A 16551-nucleotide genomic window follows, 5' to 3' on the forward strand; every position below is an offset into this window, starting at 1 on the left:
TTCCAATCATGATCAAAAACAATCTTCGCCCAGGGTCAATTGGACTTTGGGCGGCGGTCGACAAGATTGTCGATCTACTCATGGTGGCGGCTGTAATTGCTGTCCTGCTTATGATGTCACATGTCACGGCTGACGTTATCAGCCGCTTGATTCTCGGTCGGTCTCTTCCTGGGACAATCGTAATCGTATCTGAATACTATATGGTTGCCTGCGCATTTTTACCTTTGGCGTATACCGAGCGACTGGGACAGCACATATCCATGGATGCAATTTCTGGACTGTTGCCTCGGCGATGGGGGCAGTTTCAAGTTGCTTGCGGGCATTTGGTTACGCTGGTCGTGTTCAGCTTGCTTACCTACAGCGCTTGGTTGACAGCGTTAAAAAAATACAAACTTGGGGCCTTCGACATGGAATCCGGCCTGCGTTTGTACGTATGGCCGTCCTACTGGCTATTGCCGGTAGGGTGCGGTGTTTTGTGCCTATTCGTAGCCATGCGCTTTTTGCAGTTCTTAATTGGTAGATTGCCCGAAAACGAACCGCTACGCGGAGATAGTCAATTATGAGCAATCTTGAAATAGGCCTGATTTGCATAGGTGTCCTTGTTTTTTTGGTGGCGAATAGGGTCCCGATTGGATTTGCTCTTATTGGCGTGTCTTTTGTAGGAATTTACTGGATCAGTGGACCAAGAGCCGCTTGGGGAACCATCAGTCTAGTGCCGCAGACATTTGCAGCCACATGGACACTGAGCTCGATTCCGATGTTTCTTATGATGGGCTATGTCAGCTACCGGGCGGGGCTAACGCGCGGTCTGTTCAAATGCGCTCGTCTATGGCTATCGGCGTTGCCGGGAGGCTTGGCGGTAGCTTCTGTATTTGGGGCCGCTGGTTTCGCAGCCGTCGCAGGCTCCTCCATCGCATGCTCGGCCGCGATGGGTAGGATCGCTTTCCCAGAAATGGTCAAATATAACTATGATCCAAAGCTTGCGGCTGGCACCCTAGCCGTAGCCGGGACGCTTGGGGCTCTTATTCCCCCGTCAATCCTGATGATCCTATACGGTATTATAGCGCAGGTCCCAATTGCGTCACTTTTTGTGGGCGGGATATCTGTCGGTCTGATCACAGCACTTGGTTACATCGGATTGATTATTGTGCGGGTGAAGTTGAAGCCTGAACTTGCGCCGGCGGTAAACGAAGAGATCACTTGGGGAATGCGTTTCAGGGCGCTAAGGGAGACAATACCGATCTTAGTATTGGTCCTGGGGGTGTTCGGAGGTCTTCTCGCTGGGTTCTTTACACCCACAGAGGCGGGAGCGGTGGGATCGGTGCTCTCGATACTTATTTCGATTGCGTCTCGTTCTTTAAGCTTCGAAGACCTCTGGGAAGCAGCGGTCGAAACCTTAACCACCACGTCTGGCCTTTTTATAATCGGTTGTGGCGCAGCTTTACTTATACGTTTCCTCGCGCTCAGCGGTTCAGGAGAATTCATAACAAATCTAGTTATCGGTTTTGGTTCGGATCCGATATTCCTGATCCTCGGGATCGCAGTAATATACCTTGTTTTGGGTATGTTTCTCGAACCCATCGGCGCAATGCTGCTAACACTTCCAATCGTGCTACCTATTGTCGAGACGGCTGGATTTAACCTCATTTGGTTTGGCGTCTTCCTAACCAAACTTCTTGAGATCGGAATGATTTCGCCTCCAATGGGAATGAATGTCTTTGTCATCAAAGGGGTTGTTGGCGACAAGGTATCTCTAGGTGGTATTTTTCAGGGAATTTTGTGGTTTCTGATGATTGACTTGGTCATCGGCAGCATACTTGTCGCCTTCCCAGAGTTGGTATTGATACCGGTCTCATGGTTGAATTAGAGGTTAGGCCGGTAAAATTTTTATCGGCCTAACGCACATACGTTTCTACGTTTAGACAAGCTTGGTGAAAACCAGCTCAGAAGATAACGAGTTTAACCTGAATCGAAAGTTTGATGGACAAAAAATCGTGGGCAAGAATTCGAACGCCGGGGTACCAAATTCGGCGTTTACACCAGTTATCAGTTGCCGTTTTCCTGGATTGCTTGCAGCACGTTAACTTGACGCCGATCCAATATACGATCCTTGTGATAATCGATATGGAGCCCGGAGTTGAGCAAACGAGCATTGCATCGCGAGCTGGTTTAGATGCCTCAACTGTCGCCGACGTAGTGAAGCGGCTTGTAAAGCACGGTATGGTCAAACGAGAAGTCGGGATAAGAGATAAACGATCTCGTGTAGCGTTTATAACTTCGTCCGGCAAAGTAGCTATCACCGATGCCGCGCCCCTTATTGAAGACGCTATTCAGAATATGCTCTCGCCGTTGGCCAGTGATGAGCAACAGAATTTCCTAAGTATGATAGATCGTATCCTTACACACAATACGTCTGAGAAATTGGTATCGACTGACGGAAGGCCTTGGCAACGGGAATTAAGGTCGTGAAGCAAAGAAGTGATATGCGAAAATGATTTAGGGTTTAGAGCCGCACATTTTGATCGGTATCCGTGTCGGGATTACTAGGGGTCGTGCCTGGCCTTTCAATAAACGGCGTGTGGAATTTCTCTATCAAGATGACAGCGTAGAACTCGCATACCCGTTAATTATCTGAGTTTTATTACCCGTTAATAAATGCAAAAAACTTGTAAAAAGGGCGATTTAATATGAAGCTTACTAAAGTTTGCGAGGGTCTAGACTTTCCCGAGGGACCAATAGCTATGGCTGACGGCACGGTCATTTTAGTCGAAATCCGGGGTCAGACACTATCTCGCGTAGACCCCGAGGGTAAGATCGATGTTATCGCAAAGCTCGGGGGAGGGCCAAACGGTGCCGCCGTCGGTCCTGACGGTATGATATATGTCTGCAATAACGGCGGCTTTGTTTGGACCGAGACAGATGGCATCAGGCGTCCGATTGGAACTCCAGAGGGCTATAAAGGAGGGTCAATCCAACGAGTGGATCCTAGTAACGGCTCTTTCGAAACGATTTATGAGAGCTGTGAAGGTCAGCCGCTCAGAGGGCCAAATGATATAGTCTTCGATGCGAATGGAGGCTTCTACTTCACAGATCTTGGCAAGTCGACATCAACCTATGTGCATCACGGTGCTTTTTACTATGCCAAGACTGACGGCAGTCATATAGCTCGGGTTCATTCACCGATGATCACACCTAATGGAATTGGGCTTTCCCCAGACAACAGCACGGTTTACGTCGCTGAAACGAGGACCAGTCGAATATGGAGCTTCGACCTTGTCGCGCCAGGAGAAATTGGACCGCTATCATTCGATATGCCCGGTAGACTGGTTGCAACGCTGCCTGACTACCAGCTGCTCGATAGCTTGGCTGTTCAGGCGGATGGTAAGATATGCGTCGCAACGCTGATGCGCGGCGGTATCAGCATAGTGTGCCCCGAAAGCGGCGAAGTCGAGTTCGTCGAGGTGGAGGGGGACCCCTATACCACAAACATTTGCTTTGGCGGAGAGGACATGAGCGATGCATGGATTACGGCTTCAGGAACCGGATGTCTTTATCATGCGAGATGGAAGTCACCAGGCCTCCGTTTGAATTATAACGGGTGAAAAGGGAGCTATCTTGATTTCACTGCGAGATGGTATTGTGTCGCAAACGGCCCAAACCGGACATTCGCTGAGGACCGAAATGCGGCAGTGCAGCCCACCCCAAAACGGGGGGTGATGGTCCATTCGATGGATCAAACCATTGAACTGCAAACAGGTGGTACTGAACGTCGTTGGCGATCTGCGCCGACACACAATCTAGCGTGAGACGGTTCCACCCAAGACGACTCCAACCCGAACGGTGAAGTAGACGCCGTCGCGTCCGGTAATGACTTTTGCAATCATTTGGGTTTTGTCCAACAACATTTGGAGGTATTTTTTTTCCCGCTCTTGTCTTCCATTTAGTCGCCATATGAATGAGCTGTGGCGGAACAAGTTCAAGAGGTTTGTAGTTTCACCTTTGTCATCAAACACTCGCCAAAGAGCCGCGTGACAACGGTCAAACAAAGTAAAGAGACGTTCATTGTATAGATAGTGATATGCTTCAACTAGTCGCGCTCGTTCCATATCATTTAAATCACTAATTTGCGCAGTATGGGTCGCCAAGTCTACAACTGAGCGAGCGGCTGTATAATGATCACCCTTCAAGATCGATTGTTCCAGGGCCTTTCGAAGAAGCGATACAGAATCATTGCCATTTTTTCGCGCTAGATCCGCAATGGTTAGCTGAATGTTGCTAGCAATAACGGAACTCTTCTTTTTCTCCGCCTTCCGTAACAGCCTATTTAGCTGAAGCAATTTCTTCTCTTCATCGACGGTTTGCTCAGCGATGATAACTTCTGCATGCAATGCTTGATTGGTGTGTTTCGATATTTTTATCACGTCCTTTGCGGCTTGAATTGCATCTGCTGTCTCATCCATGCTGTCCAAGCAGAGAGCATAGCTCAACTTAGCTAACTGCTTTTGTGGTCGGTTGAGCAAATCATAGTCTAGATCTTCAAATAGCACCTTTGCATCGATATGCTGCCCGGTCATTCGAAGCGACCTTGCGTGTGCATATTTGAGAAAGTTAACCTCTGAGACTAGATCCGAACCTTTACCTAATAAACTCAAAATATCCTCGCAAAGTCTGCTAGCACTTCTAAAATGATCCCCATCGATGAGTTTTCCAATAAATGCTGAAGCCAATGCCGTCGCCGCTCTAATTTCCTCGTCCTCGTCTAATTCAAGTGCCCTGTTTAGGGCGCGATAAATGAGCGTATTTGCATTAACAATCTCATGGTCCCCGCATACTGCTAGAGCCACTCGTCTGGCGATCTGAGACTTTTCTATATTTCCGGATTTCCAATCATTTCCGAAAAAGAGATTGAGTGCGCCCACGTCAATTTGTTTAGCTTTCTCAGCATCTGTGATTTCTCGGATGTATTCTCGCACAGGTCTTGGGACCGATAGTGTTTTAAAAGTGGACGCTTCTTGTATACCATCCAGCTGCACTAGAGTGCTGGTGTCGATTAAAGATCTTTCATGCAAGATGCGAGCGTGGACTGGGCCAAATGGATGGGGGCCCAGAAATCGTTTGAGGGTAGCTAATTGTTCGCCCCTTGGCAGTGCAGAAAGTGCAAGCAACAACTGAAATGCTCTGCCAGTGTTTCGATCTTCCGCACCCTGTAAGTCTGATACCGCAGCTACTAATCCTGATGGTACCGAACCACCAACAACTTGGCTGTCCGAATAGTCTGGGTCAACCGCAACCAACTCTCCGATAGACATGTATTCTAGATCCCGTAAAGCAGAATCAATCCGGCCGGGAACACCATCTGTGTGACGGAACAAGATCGATGCGTTGGCGGGTTTACTATAAGTCTCACTGCCAAGTTCACTTTCCTTGACGTAGATAGCTAGATCAGGCTCATCGAGTGGCTTAAGCGTAATAATCCGGAATGTTACGGATTTGGGCGGTTTCCTGCACCGTAAGACAACGAATGCTTCAGGTGCATAGTCTCGGATCGTTTGAGCAATATCCTCTACGTCAAGAAGTACGCTTCCTTCGATGGGGCTTTGAAGCGTAACCTCAATATCATTGAGGACCAAAATACACTTCCCGGCATCAGATAGGGCCTCACACATATCTGGAAATGTAGTTCCAAATTGAATTTTGAAACTTTCGAGAAATGCTTCTCTACTTGAAAAATCCGACAAATTTACATAATAAATGTCCTTAATTGTGGCATCAACGTCTTCAATGATGGAAGACAGAAAGCCGTCGAGCCCCATTCCCCAATCTGAAGCCACCCAAAGCACGCGATCGCTCTTTAAGAATTCAATGCAGGTGCTTCTTTCCAAAGCTCGAATTCTCTTATGGGCGCTTGTAGACTCTGGTGATTGCTGTCGAAGCAAATCCATATCAAATTTGCTATCAACATTGAGTGAAACTGCCTGTTCTTCGGCTTTAACATTAGGATCGGCCACCAACGCCAATGGCCGCGGTTTCTTCGAATCTTGATAATCAAAAGAGAAACTATTTGTATATTCATCAAGATCCAACGTAAAGTCTGGCTTTAGCTTGAGGCTACCATCACTGACTTTTGTTAAGCGGCGAGGCCAACATTGGAATTTCTTACTAGTTGCCTGAGATGAAATTTCGTTGTTGGAATATCCTTGAATTCGATCAATTTCGCCCCCACCAAAGGTTTGAAGGCCAAACAAAGACGCGGCTTGTAGCTCCCTCCTCGGGCTACTACCGCCGATCGTAATCGTCCTAGCTGTAGGTTCGTGCATGTGCCCGAACAGATGCAGGTCGAATCGACCGGAAGGGTTAACATCATTTTCCCATGTGGTTGAGCCTCCTGCATTCAACCAACTAGGTGGTTGGTGAGTAACAATAAGGTTTATGTCATTTTTACTCGCCCAAGCATCTGGATCTCGATCTGTAATCGCTAGTAATTGTTTGGCATCAACGTGCAATTCACCTTCATAGTCACCACCACCGAGTTGCAACCAAGTCGAGTTAAGCGCAGCGATGCCAACTTGGGTGTCCTTTTTCTTAAATATGTATGAGGCGTCGCCCGGCAATAGACCAATCTTCTCTGGCTCCAAATGTAAGCCTTCTGAGATGGCATTACTTCTCCAAACCATAAACTGTTCAAAACACTGGCCTATAAAAGTACGGTATTGAGATCCTTCAGCCCAAAATTCCCCTCTTAACGCATCGTTTTTCCAATATTGTGAGAGTGCAATGGCCTCAGCCGAGCTTGATTTCGGGCGCTGTAAGTCATGGTTTCCAGGGACCGTCAAGACTTGAGGCCTATCTTGAAACTGGTCTATGTGGTCCAGAATATCGCGCAAAATTTCGTCAAAAGCTTCGAACTCACTAGCCGCACCAAACTGTACAAGGTCACCTGAAAACACTACGAGATCAATTGGACCAGTACGATTTTGCAGATTTTCAAGATCATCCAGTAATAGGGTTTTGAAGCGTGGCCACATATCTTCCAAACCACTAGCACCTACGTGTATGTCGCTAAAATGTAGCCAACGAAAACCGGTTGAATCAGTCAAAATGCGATACTCCTTAGTGCGACAATGCACGCACCCTGATTGCAAAGCTATTTCCTTTCAAGGGAATGATGGCCTTAAAGGGATGGTTTGGCAGAAAACTGTCGCGACTGTATGCCTCTATATATATTCGCATACGCAGCGAATGCCCGCATTCCGCCCTTTCAGCGCGCGACGTAAGTAGAGTTTTCCCACCCAGCTGCATTGGTTTACTGTCCAAAGTCGCCTGCCATTGTTTCCTAACAATTCAACTAATGCGAATATCATGGCACATCGGTTCGGTGTGTGAAACATTTCGGATATGATCGAATACCAAACCCTCGCTGACGACCATCCCGACCTTTTACAGTCACCGCTGCTACGTGCAGCTCTTCTAACCTTGCAATATACGCAAGAACACGGATCGATAGGGATCACTAAAACCAAGGCGTTCAAGCGTACCTTCGTGCATTGGGCTGTACAGAATTTTGACTGGCCCGGAGAAGGTGCGGATGAGGTATTCCGTTATCATAAGGTGGTCAATGAAGCCGACTTCGCTCCGCTCGAAGTGCTGCACTTCCTGCTGATCGAATTACGCCTGGGTCGCCACTTCAAAGATGAGTTCCGGCTCACCAAGCGTGGCAAAGAGTTGGCCCAATCCCCCGGGCGCTTATTTGTCGAATTGATCCCGTATTTTGTACACGAGGTCGATCACACCTCTTATGCGCGCTTTGATGACCAACCCTTCGGGAATTGGGATGTCTGGATGAATGTGATCAACGTAGAGGCCGATCACGGCATCAGCGACGTTGCCTTATACCAAAAGTTCTATGTTGAACCGGAGAGTGACCGCAATGCTGCCAAGCGGGACACATACGCCTTCAAGGCCTGCGTTTTGCGACCGCTTGAATGGGCCGGACTGCTGATGTCGTCCCAAGAGCAGGGCTTGGAAATGCGCGCTGTCCACGTGTTTAAAAGCCCTCTCTGGCGCAGTGTTTTGAAGTTAGACACTGACGATATGCTTCAATCGGTACTCTTGCAGTGAGGTGCTCTTCACATTCTGTAAGCACGGCAGGGGCTTAGGGCGCTATCCTCCATCGTTGAGTTTGCAAACTCGGTTCGTTCTGATGCCAGTCTCCTGTCCGCATTGCCCCAAACCAAACTTGACATCGGGCAGGTGAATCGCCGATTGAGAACAAATAGCGAACAGTTAGGATTTCTATGCCCGTTTACCCAGTTGATGAACCCGTCCACATGCCTTCCCAACCTGTTCGAATTGTCAGCACACCAGTCAGCGCAGGTTTTCCTTCGCCAGCTGGAGACGACCTCGAAGATGAGATCGACCCTATGGCATGGGTGGTTAGACATCCTGCATCGACTTTTTGGTGGCGCGTGGAAGGGGACTGCCTCTGGGACGCTGGGATACGTGATGGTGACATCATCGCTGTAGACCGTGCTGGCAAGCGCCGCATTGGGCGAGCCGTGCTGGCCGTAGTGGAGGGTGCTGTCACAGCAAAGATCCTGCGTAAAAGAGGTGACAGGTACTACCTCGCGCCTGCGAATAGCCAGGAGCAGTTCCCCGACGTCGAATTGACAGAGGATAGCGAGATCTGGGGCGTCATCGCTGGTGTTGTCCGGCGTTACGACTTGGCATGAAACGGCCTATTGCCATCAGTGACAGCGCGAACTTCTATGTGAGCGCTGAGCGCATATTCGATCCAACGCTAAAGAACGTCCCGGTGATCGTGCTATCCAATAACGACGGCTGCGCCATAGCGCGCAGTGACGAGGCCAAAGCCTTGGGGATCAAGATGGGCACTCCGCTGCATCACATCCGCGATAAAGTCGAAGCCCATGGTATCCGGGTTTTCAGCTCCAACTACACCCTCTATGGCGACATCTCTCGTCGGGTGGTTGAGGTCTATGAAGACTTTACGCCAAACGTCGAGATCTATTCCATCGATGAGTGCTTCCTCGACTTTGTCGGGTTCAAAGACCGCACTGCACATGCCATGGCACTGCGTGCAGCGGTTCTAAGGAGGGTAGGGGTGCCAGTACGCATCGGCATCGCACCGACCAAGACACTTGCGAAATGCGCAAATGATATCGCCAAGAAGAACCCCATCTTTGCAGGGGTCTTGGATATGATGGATGAGAGCCTTGCAAGCTGGCTGCTGCCACGCGTGCCCGTCGGGGACATCTGGGGCGTTGGTCGAAAGACCACCGACAAGTTGAAGGCCCTGGGTGTACACACGGCAGCTGATCTTCGTGATCTGCCAATTCGGCAAGCCCGGGCTGTCGGCACTGTGGTGCTGGAGAGGATCGTGTTGGAGCTACAGGGTGAGGCCTGCCTCGCCTTTGAAGACGTAGAGCCACAGCGCAAAGGTATGGCTGTAACGCGGTCCGCAGGCACTCCGATGACAGACTTCGACACGCTGTTCCAAGCGATCACTGCGCACGCATCACGGGGCGCTGAAAAGCTACGCCAGCACGGCTTGGTTGCTGGTACGCTGACTGTGTTCTTTCACACCAATAAGCACCGGCCAGATCGTCCTCAGTATGCAGCATCCAGAACAACCCGCATGACACCGATGTCGTCGGATACTTTGGATCTCGTTGAAGCTGCTCGACGCTGCGCTGAAGCTGGCTGGCCAAAGTCAGATACCGAAACCTTTGGCTTCACCAAGGCCGGCATTATGCTGAATGATCTGGTGCGGTTTGAAGATCGCCCTCAAACGCTCTTCGACCAAGCCCGTCCGAAATCACCGGCTTTGATGAAGGCTTTAGATGAGGTGAATGATCGGTTCGGGAAGAAGACAATCGTTCTTGCAAGCGAAGGTATGGAGCAGACGTGGCGACTTCGCGCAGATCATCGAAGCCCGCGCTATACCACGCGAATGGAAGATCTACCGGTGGTGCGGTAGCCGGGCGAACTTGTCCAAAAGGTTTAGATCGTTCTGCGAAGGGCTGGGTTTAGGCTGGTTGTTCGCTTCGAGCCAGCCGCCAACGAATGCAGTGATATCGCAAAGACACTTAGCTTACGCATTGCATATTCGATATTGAAACAAGTTCCTGATGAGCATGCACAAGCCGAGCTTTGGACACAAGCGGCTTCAGTCGCAGAATATCCGTTGCCGATATAGCAAGGCAAGTTGGTTAGATTGAGACTGGGGTTGTATGAATGGTTTGCCGCCAGCTTGATCGAAGCTGAGGCGGATTGTAGCGATCTGAACTGCGAATTCAGCTTAGCAGAATAGCGTAGAATATATACTCAATTGGCTGAATAAAATCCAATGTGCGATACTGCGATGTAAGCGGACCGTTCGCTTCCTATCGCCAATATCCCAATTCGCCTAAGGCACATTGGGTCAAATACCGCTTCTACCCGATGCGACACAAGTGAAGAAAAGGGAGCCCTGATCTTCTGCCAGCGTGGTTGGGCAACAAAATCAGTGCGAAAAGATTGCCACGATTTGGTTAATTGTGCTGTGCGGAGCCGAACGTCGTAGGTGTCTCCATCACCCCATACCTCAATCTCGATGCCGTCCATCGCGCTTGCATCGACATCTGAACCATCTTCGCAAAGGTTGACCTGAGCCCCAAGTTCCCTCCAGCTTTGAGCGGAGTCCTTGGAGTTAAATCTTTGGCGTTAAGCCGCCATCTTGTCCATTGTCTTTCTCTGCAAAAATTCCATCGGTGTCAGGTTGCCCAATGCTGAATGTGGTCTGCGCCAGTTGTAATCCTCCTGCCATTCTTCAAGCGTTTTGACCTGCCCCCCGAAACTTCCCTCAGTTTAATGTAGAGTTTGCTCAACCTTCGAAGGAGCAAACAGATGCGACAGAGCCGTTTTACTGAAGCCCAAATTATCGGAATGATCAAAGAACAGGAAGCTGGCATGCCGACGGCAGAGGTGTGCCGCAGGCATGGCTTGAGTCCCGCGTCGTTCTACAAGTTCAAAGCCAAATATGGTGGCATGAACGTTTCTGATACTCATCGCCTTAGATCGCTGGAGGATGAGAACGCCAAGCTGAAGCGCCTTCTGGCGGACACGATGTTGGACAATGTTGTGTTGAAGGATTTGCTGGGAAAGAACTGACGACACCGAATGTGCGACGGGCCGCAGCACGCAAGGCAATGCGAGACCATGATATCTCGCAGCGCCGGGCGTGCAGGCTTGTCGGTGTCGATCCCAAGACCGTCCGGCGCGATCAGTCACCGGATAATCCAGAAGTTCGCGAAGAGATGAAAGCGATTGCCAGCAAGCGACGGCGCTTTGGCTACCGCCGGATCGGTGTGCTGCTGGAACGCAAGGGAAGGATCATGAACCACAAGAAACTGTATCGCCTTTATACTGAAGAAAAGCTGGGCGTTAGACGGCGCAGGGGCCGCAAGCGTGCGCGTGGCTCGCGGACACCAATGCCGGTTGCTTTGCGTCCTGGCGAGCGTTGGTCCTTAGATTTTGTGTCGGATACGTTCGGCGCGTCACGCAAGTTCCGCATGCTGGCTGTAAACGACGATTGTTGCCGCGAGAACCTCTGCTTGGTGGCTGACACCAGCATCTCGGGCGCTCGTGTCGCGCGGGAACTTGACGCGCTTGTCCGTATTTATGGAAAGCCTGCCTGCATTGTCAGTGATAACGGCACGGAGTTTACCAGTCGTGCGATCCTAAAATGGGCCGGTGATAACGACGTTGATTGGCATTACATCGACCCCGGCAAACCCCAGCAGAATGGCTTCATAGAAAGCTTCAATGGCAGCCTGCGCGACGAGCTGTTGAATGAGGAAATCTTCGATACGTTGGATGACGCCCGTCGCAAGCTGGCACTCTGGCGATACGACTACAACAACGTCAGGCCGCACTCATCGCTTGGGAACCAAACACCGGCAGAAGCTCGTCGAGCGCTTGAGCAATTTGAGGGCTCCGCGCAAGACGCGCTTGCCCAAACTGACGACGAAGAATATGAAACCCAGACCCGCAAACTCTCGTTATGAATGAGGGAGCCTCGGGGGGCAGGTCAGTTTCGCGGGCGTCACCCAGTGTTCCAAACAACGTTTCGTTGAGACATTCGTCTCGTAGCTTGCCGTTGAAGCTTTCGATAAAGCCATTCTGCTGGGGTTTTCCAGGCGCGATGTAATGCCAATCGATACCCGTGTCTTGAACCCATTTGAGGATCGCCATACTGGTGAACTCAGTTCCGTTGTCTGAAACTATTGTCTTCGGCATGCCTCGTTCTGCGATCACCTTGTCCAGTTCACGAGCAACCCGGTGTCCGGACAGCGATGTATCAGCAACCAGAACCAAGTTCTCACGACTGAAGTCATCGACGACTGCCAAGATGCGAAACCTGCGCCCGTCTGTCAGCGCGTCTGACACGAAGTCCAAGCTCCAGCGTTGGTTCGGGCCATCCGGCAGCACCATTGGCTTCCTTGTGCCCAAAGCACGCTTTCGGCCACCTCTACGGCGTACCTGAAGCTTCTCTTCGACGTAAATGCGCCTGACCTTTTTGTGGTTCACGACAAAACCCTCCTGCGCAATCATCACGTGGACACGACGACAACCAAACCGTCGCCGTTCTCGCGAAACCCGTTTGATAGCATCTCGCAGTTCAGCATCATCACCACGACGCGACAGATACCGCACCGATGACCGATCAACTTGCAGCACATCGCACGCCCGTCGCTGACTGACCTGATGAACTTCCATCAAGTGAACCACAGCTTTCCGCTTCGCTACGGGCGTCACCACTTTTTTGAATTGATGTCTCGCAGCATGGCGTTGTCCAACATCTGTTCGGCCAGTAGCTTCTTCAGCTTACCGTTCTCGTCTTCCAACGCTCGCAGCCGCTTCGCGTCAGACGGCTCCATGCCGCCGTACTTCGATTTGTATTTGTAGAACGTCGCTGAACTGATCCCATGCCGCCGACATACATCGGCAGTCTTCTCGCCAGATTCCTGTTCCTTGATCATCGCTATGATCTGTTCGTCCGTAAATCTCGCCTTCATTTGTCCGTCCTTTTGTTGGGCGGACTCTACACAAATTTGGAGGAGTTTTAGGGGCTCAGGTCAATGCCGTCAGCGTTCAGGAGCCGGCTAATATAGGGGCGGGATCAGCATTGTGTGCCCCGAAAGCGGCGAAGTCGAATTCGTCGAGGTGGAGGGGGACCCCTATACCACAAACATTTATACCACAAACATTTGCTTTGGCGGTGAGGGTATGAGCGATGCATGGATTACGGCTTCAGGAACGGGATGTCTTTATGGCGCGCGCTGGAAGGCACCAGGCCTTCGCTTGAATTATAACGGGTGAAACGGGAGCTATTTTTGTTACACTGGGAGATGGTAATATGTCGCGAACGGCCCAAAGCATACGTAATTGGGCTGGCCTCTGTTCTGAGGTCGAGCTCCCGATGAGATCACAGGATTACTGTGAACAAGGGAGATGAGAAATGGAATATTTTGCCGGAATAGACGTGTCGCTGCGATCCTGTGCGCTTTGCATTGTTGATGGCAAGGGAAAGGTATTGCTTGAGCGAGAGCTGCCATGCGAGGTCAGCGACATCGCTGAGTATCTTGGAACGTTTCCCCATCCGATTGAACGGGTTGGTTTTGAAGCCGGCACCATGAGCCAGCATCTGTTCCATGGCCTGAAAGCGGAAGGTTTTGACGTTGTCTGCATGGAAGCACGTCAGGTGAATGCAGCGCTGTCGGCAATGCGCAACAAGACAGACAAAAATGACGCACGCGGCATCGCGCAAGTACTGCGCACCGGTTGGTTCAGCCCTGTTCACATGAAGAGCCGCGAAGCGCATGGCGTCCGTGCATTGCTGAGCACCCGCAAAGCGCTTTTGAAGAAGACGATGGACCTCGCCAATGAGGTTCGTGGGCTGTTGAAGATCTTTGGCATTCGCCTGCCCATGACCGTGAAGCACGGCAGTTTTGACGGTGTCGTGCGACCGTTGATCGAGATGGATGAAGTTCTGACCCACGCTTTGGTGCCACTCTTGGACGCACGTGTGGTTTTGTATCAGCACTTTCTGGAACTGGATCGGCGCGTCAAACGCGCTGCCAGTAATGATGAGGTGTGCATGCGGATGATGACGGTCCCAGGCGTTGGTCCGATTGCATCCCTGACTTTCAAAGCCGCTGTGGACGATCCGACGCGCTTCAAACGATCTCGCACTGTTGGCGCGCATTTTGGGCTGACACCGCGACGATACCAGTCTGGTGAGCACGACAATCCTGGCCGCATATCGAAAGCGGGGGACAGAGACGTCCGCGCAACTTTGTACGCCGCGGCCAACGCTTTGCTCATGCGAACGATGGCCGGGTCTCAGATCAAATCGTGGGGCATGCGGTTGATGCGCACCAAGGGACGTCGCCGCGCCGTTGTGGCTGTCGCACGCAAACTCGCCGTCTTGCTCCACCGGATGTGGATTGATGGCACGGAATTCCGTCAGGATCAGGTGGGAGGCAAAGCATGATCTAAAACGCCATCACCAACCTGACGGGGTCGTCCCTCACCGGACGAGGTTCGTGGGAAAAGCCGAAAATGTCTGCTGCGCATCTTGAAGCGCGTCTCAAAGCAAGGCTCTCCACGTCCGATCCGACATATGCGTGCAGCGGTGCCATCACGGCATCAACCAGACTGCGAAGAGAAGCGTGACCCGGATGAGTGACAAAGACCCGAAAGAAAGAAGGAAAATGAGCTTGACCCAAACACCCAATTAGAGAAGCTGCCGTTCGCCTTGTGCCCCAGCACTGCGGTGATCCGTTCAACAAGCGGTCCTTTGTGGAGCGGTTGCGTGGTTGCGCAACTTGGTTGGCTCTGTAGTATTCGACCCATGATAAAATACCTTGGGAAATGCCTTTGCGGCGAAGTCACATATATTGCTGAAGGGCGGCCAATCGTCGTTGCGCAATGTCATTGTGAAGAGTGTCGCCGCCTAAGCGGAACAGGTCATACAGTAGGTGCCATGTTCAAGTCAGAGGCCGTGAGCGTGAGCGGAAAACTGAGCGAATTCAAGTACTCATCCGGAAAGGATTCAGAGGTTACTAAGGCCTTTTGCTCGAATTGCGGTAGTCCAGTTTATGGAAAGAATACCCGATTAGAAGATCATCTGACGTTCACGCTTGGCACGATGGACGATGCCAGTGGATTGGACGTTGAGGTTGTCATATTTGAGCGCGACAAACCCCATTGGGATCAACTCGGAAAAGAGGTCGTCTCATTTGCAACCCAGCCTGATTGGAAACCTGAGGGCTAAGTACCAATATGGCTCACTTTCGGCTGCATTCACGAAACCCACCCAATTAGAGACGCCAGCGCCGACGTTTGTGATAGTCGCAAGCGACATGACCTTTTCTGGAATAAGCGGCGCTTTCTAGGGCGTTATCGCCGGCGCTTTCTAGGGCGTTATCGCCGGCGCTATCATCTGGGCGTAAAAAGCGGTTATTCCTTGCTCAGAAGGCTAACTTTGCTCAGCGACGCTGAGGTTTGCGAAAAGTGTAGCATCGATCATAACGGGTTTGTTGCTGACCTTAGCCACGATGGGCAAGATGCGAGCCTTTACCCGAATGTATTCCCTAGATCGGATCCTGAGACCGCCAAATGCCAACAGATGTGAAAATATCTCTGCAACGCTCCTTATTGAATTTATGCTTTCTTGGCAGAAGTCCTGTGTCATTTCCGTAGAAAACCAGGCGATACCTATCTCGTTAATTCTCTTGCTGGTCTACGAACATCCGGTCTTTCGCAGCGGTGATGTGGTGGCGCATCGTAGCCTGCGCCACTTCGGGCTGTTGTAGGCGGATCGCGTCGAGTATGGCACGGTGCTCTGCCAGCACCAGCTCCTGCCTGACCGGGGCATCAAGCAGGGTCAGGGAACGCGATAGTTTGACGCCATAAGCAATCTGTTCGCTCAAGGATTCCAGTACTGAAGAAAAGAACGGGTTCTTGGCTGCGCGGGCGATTGCCAGATGAAGACGCTGGTCAGCCTCTACGCCCGGGGCGTTTTGCTGATAGGTTTGCTCCATTTCCAGGTAAGCCGCATCCATCGCCGCAATATCCTCGTCATCGCGCCGCCGCGCCGCCCAAGCGGCCGCAGCCCCTTCGACCTCGATGCGAAACTCGTAACAACGTTGGACATCCGAGACCGACTCAAGTGGCACAAAACTGATCAACTCGCGATCGGGACGGCGCAGTACGTAGCTTCCCGATCCCCGGCGCGACTGTACGATGCCATCGTCGCGCAGGCGCGACAGCGCTCCGCGCACCACTGGTCGCGACACACCGAAGTTTTCGGCCAGCACCTCTTCGGTCGGCAGTCGACTGTGTACTGGATACTCTTCTTCAAGGATCTTGGTCAGGAGCTGATCATATACTTGATCTGCCAGTGAGGGCCGCCTTGTTTCTGACAACGTGATCTCCTTGCTTAATGCCGGACGTGCGGTGTGTTCTTTATAGCCCGCGTTTGAGTAA

12 protein-coding genes and 3 pseudogenes are annotated in these 16551 nt (G+C 51.2%); 10 read left to right on the plus strand and 5 right to left on the minus strand.

Annotated features, from left to right (window positions below; all coding sequences use genetic code 11):
- The first annotated feature begins 8 nt into the window (after positions 1-8).
- From E5180_RS03065 to E5180_RS03080, 4 genes are all read left to right on the plus strand, one after another.
- Positions 9-563, plus strand: a complete 555-nt coding sequence (locus tag E5180_RS03065; RefSeq protein WP_138923106.1) for a TRAP transporter small permease — start codon at positions 9-11, stop codon at positions 561-563.
- Positions 560-1867: a TRAP transporter large permease gene (locus tag E5180_RS03070; RefSeq protein ID WP_138923107.1), complete on the plus strand. Its 1308-nt coding sequence runs from the start codon at positions 560-562 to the stop codon at positions 1865-1867. The genes E5180_RS03065 and E5180_RS03070 overlap by 4 nt, the downstream gene beginning before the upstream one ends.
- Positions 1868-1980: 113 nt before the next feature.
- Positions 1981-2469, plus strand: coding sequence for a MarR family transcriptional regulator (locus tag E5180_RS16020; RefSeq protein ID WP_138923108.1), 489 nt, complete (start codon positions 1981-1983; stop codon positions 2467-2469).
- A 218-nt stretch (positions 2470-2687) separates the two neighbouring features.
- Positions 2688-3602 carry an SMP-30/gluconolactonase/LRE family protein gene (locus tag E5180_RS03080; protein ID WP_138923109.1) on the plus strand — a complete coding sequence of 305 codons (915 nt, stop codon included), beginning with the start codon at positions 2688-2690 and terminating at the stop codon, positions 3600-3602.
- A gap of 195 nt (positions 3603-3797) precedes the next feature.
- Here E5180_RS03080 and E5180_RS03085 read toward each other — a convergent pair whose 3' ends face one another.
- Complete coding sequence (locus tag E5180_RS03085; protein ID WP_171048888.1) at positions 3798-7097, minus strand: metallophosphoesterase; 3300 nt, start codon at positions 7095-7097, stop codon at positions 3798-3800.
- A gap of 298 nt (positions 7098-7395) precedes the next feature.
- Here E5180_RS03085 and E5180_RS03090 point away from each other — a divergent pair, with 298 nt between their 5' ends.
- The 3 genes from E5180_RS03090 to E5180_RS03100 all read left to right on the plus strand — a co-directional run bounded on the left by E5180_RS03090 (position 7396) and on the right by E5180_RS03100 (position 9997).
- Positions 7396-8118, plus strand: coding sequence for a hypothetical protein (locus E5180_RS03090; protein ID WP_138923111.1), 723 nt, complete (start codon positions 7396-7398; stop codon positions 8116-8118).
- Between the two features lie 176 nt (positions 8119-8294).
- The gene (locus E5180_RS03095; protein ID WP_138923112.1) at positions 8295-8729 is read left to right on the plus strand and encodes a LexA family protein; all 435 of its coding nucleotides are present in this window, start codon (positions 8295-8297) and stop codon (positions 8727-8729) included.
- Positions 8726-9997: a Y-family DNA polymerase gene (locus E5180_RS03100; protein WP_138923113.1), complete on the plus strand. Its 1272-nt coding sequence runs from the start codon at positions 8726-8728 to the stop codon at positions 9995-9997. Before E5180_RS03095 ends, E5180_RS03100 begins: the two co-directional genes overlap by 4 nt.
- Before the next feature lie 347 nt (positions 9998-10344).
- On the opposite strand, the pseudogene E5180_RS03105 reads toward E5180_RS03100, so the two are convergent.
- Both E5180_RS03105 and E5180_RS16025 read right to left on the minus strand, forming a co-directional pair.
- Positions 10345-10653 (minus strand): annotated as a pseudogene (locus E5180_RS03105) (CIA30 family protein); the annotation flags it as partial.
- 69 nt (positions 10654-10722) lie between these two features.
- Positions 10723-10830 (minus strand): annotated as a pseudogene (locus E5180_RS16025) (integrase core domain-containing protein); the annotation flags it as partial.
- 75 nt (positions 10831-10905) lie between these two features.
- On the opposite strand from E5180_RS16025, the gene E5180_RS03115 reads away from it, so the two are divergent.
- Positions 10906-12065 (plus strand): IS3 family transposase gene (locus E5180_RS03115; RefSeq protein WP_138922942.1). Its coding sequence is split into 2 segments (ribosomal slippage): positions 10906-11155 and positions 11155-12065, totalling 1161 coding nucleotides; the frame shifts between segments, so codons are not numbered across the junction.
- Positions 12066-12096: 31 nt separating this feature from the next.
- On the opposite strand, the pseudogene E5180_RS15870 reads toward E5180_RS03115, so the two are convergent.
- Positions 12097-13076 (minus strand): annotated as a pseudogene (locus E5180_RS15870) (IS3 family transposase); the annotation flags it as partial.
- A gap of 443 nt (positions 13077-13519) precedes the next feature.
- On the opposite strand from E5180_RS15870, the gene E5180_RS03130 reads away from it, so the two are divergent.
- Together E5180_RS03130 and E5180_RS03135 are read left to right on the plus strand one after the other, a co-directional pair.
- Positions 13520-14554 carry an IS110 family transposase gene (locus tag E5180_RS03130; protein WP_138923115.1) on the plus strand — a complete coding sequence of 345 codons (1035 nt, stop codon included), beginning with the start codon at positions 13520-13522 and terminating at the stop codon, positions 14552-14554.
- Positions 14555-14914: 360 nt separating this feature from the next.
- The gene (locus E5180_RS03135; protein WP_138923116.1) at positions 14915-15337 is read left to right on the plus strand and encodes a GFA family protein; all 423 of its coding nucleotides are present in this window, start codon (positions 14915-14917) and stop codon (positions 15335-15337) included.
- A 451-nt stretch (positions 15338-15788) separates the two neighbouring features.
- On the opposite strand, the gene E5180_RS03140 is transcribed toward E5180_RS03135, so the two are convergent.
- A complete protein-coding gene (locus E5180_RS03140) occupies positions 15789-16490 on the minus strand; it encodes a FadR/GntR family transcriptional regulator (RefSeq protein WP_138923117.1) in 702 nt (233 codons plus the stop codon).
- Between the last annotated feature and the right edge of the window lie 61 nt (positions 16491-16551).

The sequence above is a fragment of the Sulfitobacter sp. BSw21498 genome (assembly GCF_006064855.1).
In the GTDB taxonomy this organism is placed as follows: Bacteria; Pseudomonadota; Alphaproteobacteria; order Rhodobacterales; family Rhodobacteraceae; genus Sulfitobacter.

Excerpts from the sequence above, each read along its gene's own strand:
- E5180_RS03065 (WP_138923106.1), top strand. The coding sequence starts at position 9 with ATGATCAAAAACAATCTTCGCCCAGGGTCAATTGGACTTTGGGCGGCG.
- E5180_RS03070 (WP_138923107.1), top strand. The coding sequence starts at position 560 with ATGAGCAATCTTGAAATAGGCCTGATTTGCATAGGTGTCCTTGTTTTT.
- E5180_RS16020 (WP_138923108.1), top strand. The coding sequence starts at position 1,981 with ATGGACAAAAAATCGTGGGCAAGAATTCGAACGCCGGGGTACCAAATT.
- E5180_RS03080 (WP_138923109.1), top strand. The coding sequence starts at position 2,688 with ATGAAGCTTACTAAAGTTTGCGAGGGTCTAGACTTTCCCGAGGGACCA.
- E5180_RS03090 (WP_138923111.1), top strand. The coding sequence starts at position 7,396 with ATGATCGAATACCAAACCCTCGCTGACGACCATCCCGACCTTTTACAG.
- E5180_RS03095 (WP_138923112.1), top strand. The coding sequence starts at position 8,295 with ATGCCCGTTTACCCAGTTGATGAACCCGTCCACATGCCTTCCCAACCT.
- E5180_RS03100 (WP_138923113.1), top strand. The coding sequence starts at position 8,726 with ATGAAACGGCCTATTGCCATCAGTGACAGCGCGAACTTCTATGTGAGC.
- E5180_RS03130 (WP_138923115.1), top strand. The coding sequence starts at position 13,520 with ATGGAATATTTTGCCGGAATAGACGTGTCGCTGCGATCCTGTGCGCTT.
- E5180_RS03135 (WP_138923116.1), top strand. The coding sequence starts at position 14,915 with ATGATAAAATACCTTGGGAAATGCCTTTGCGGCGAAGTCACATATATT.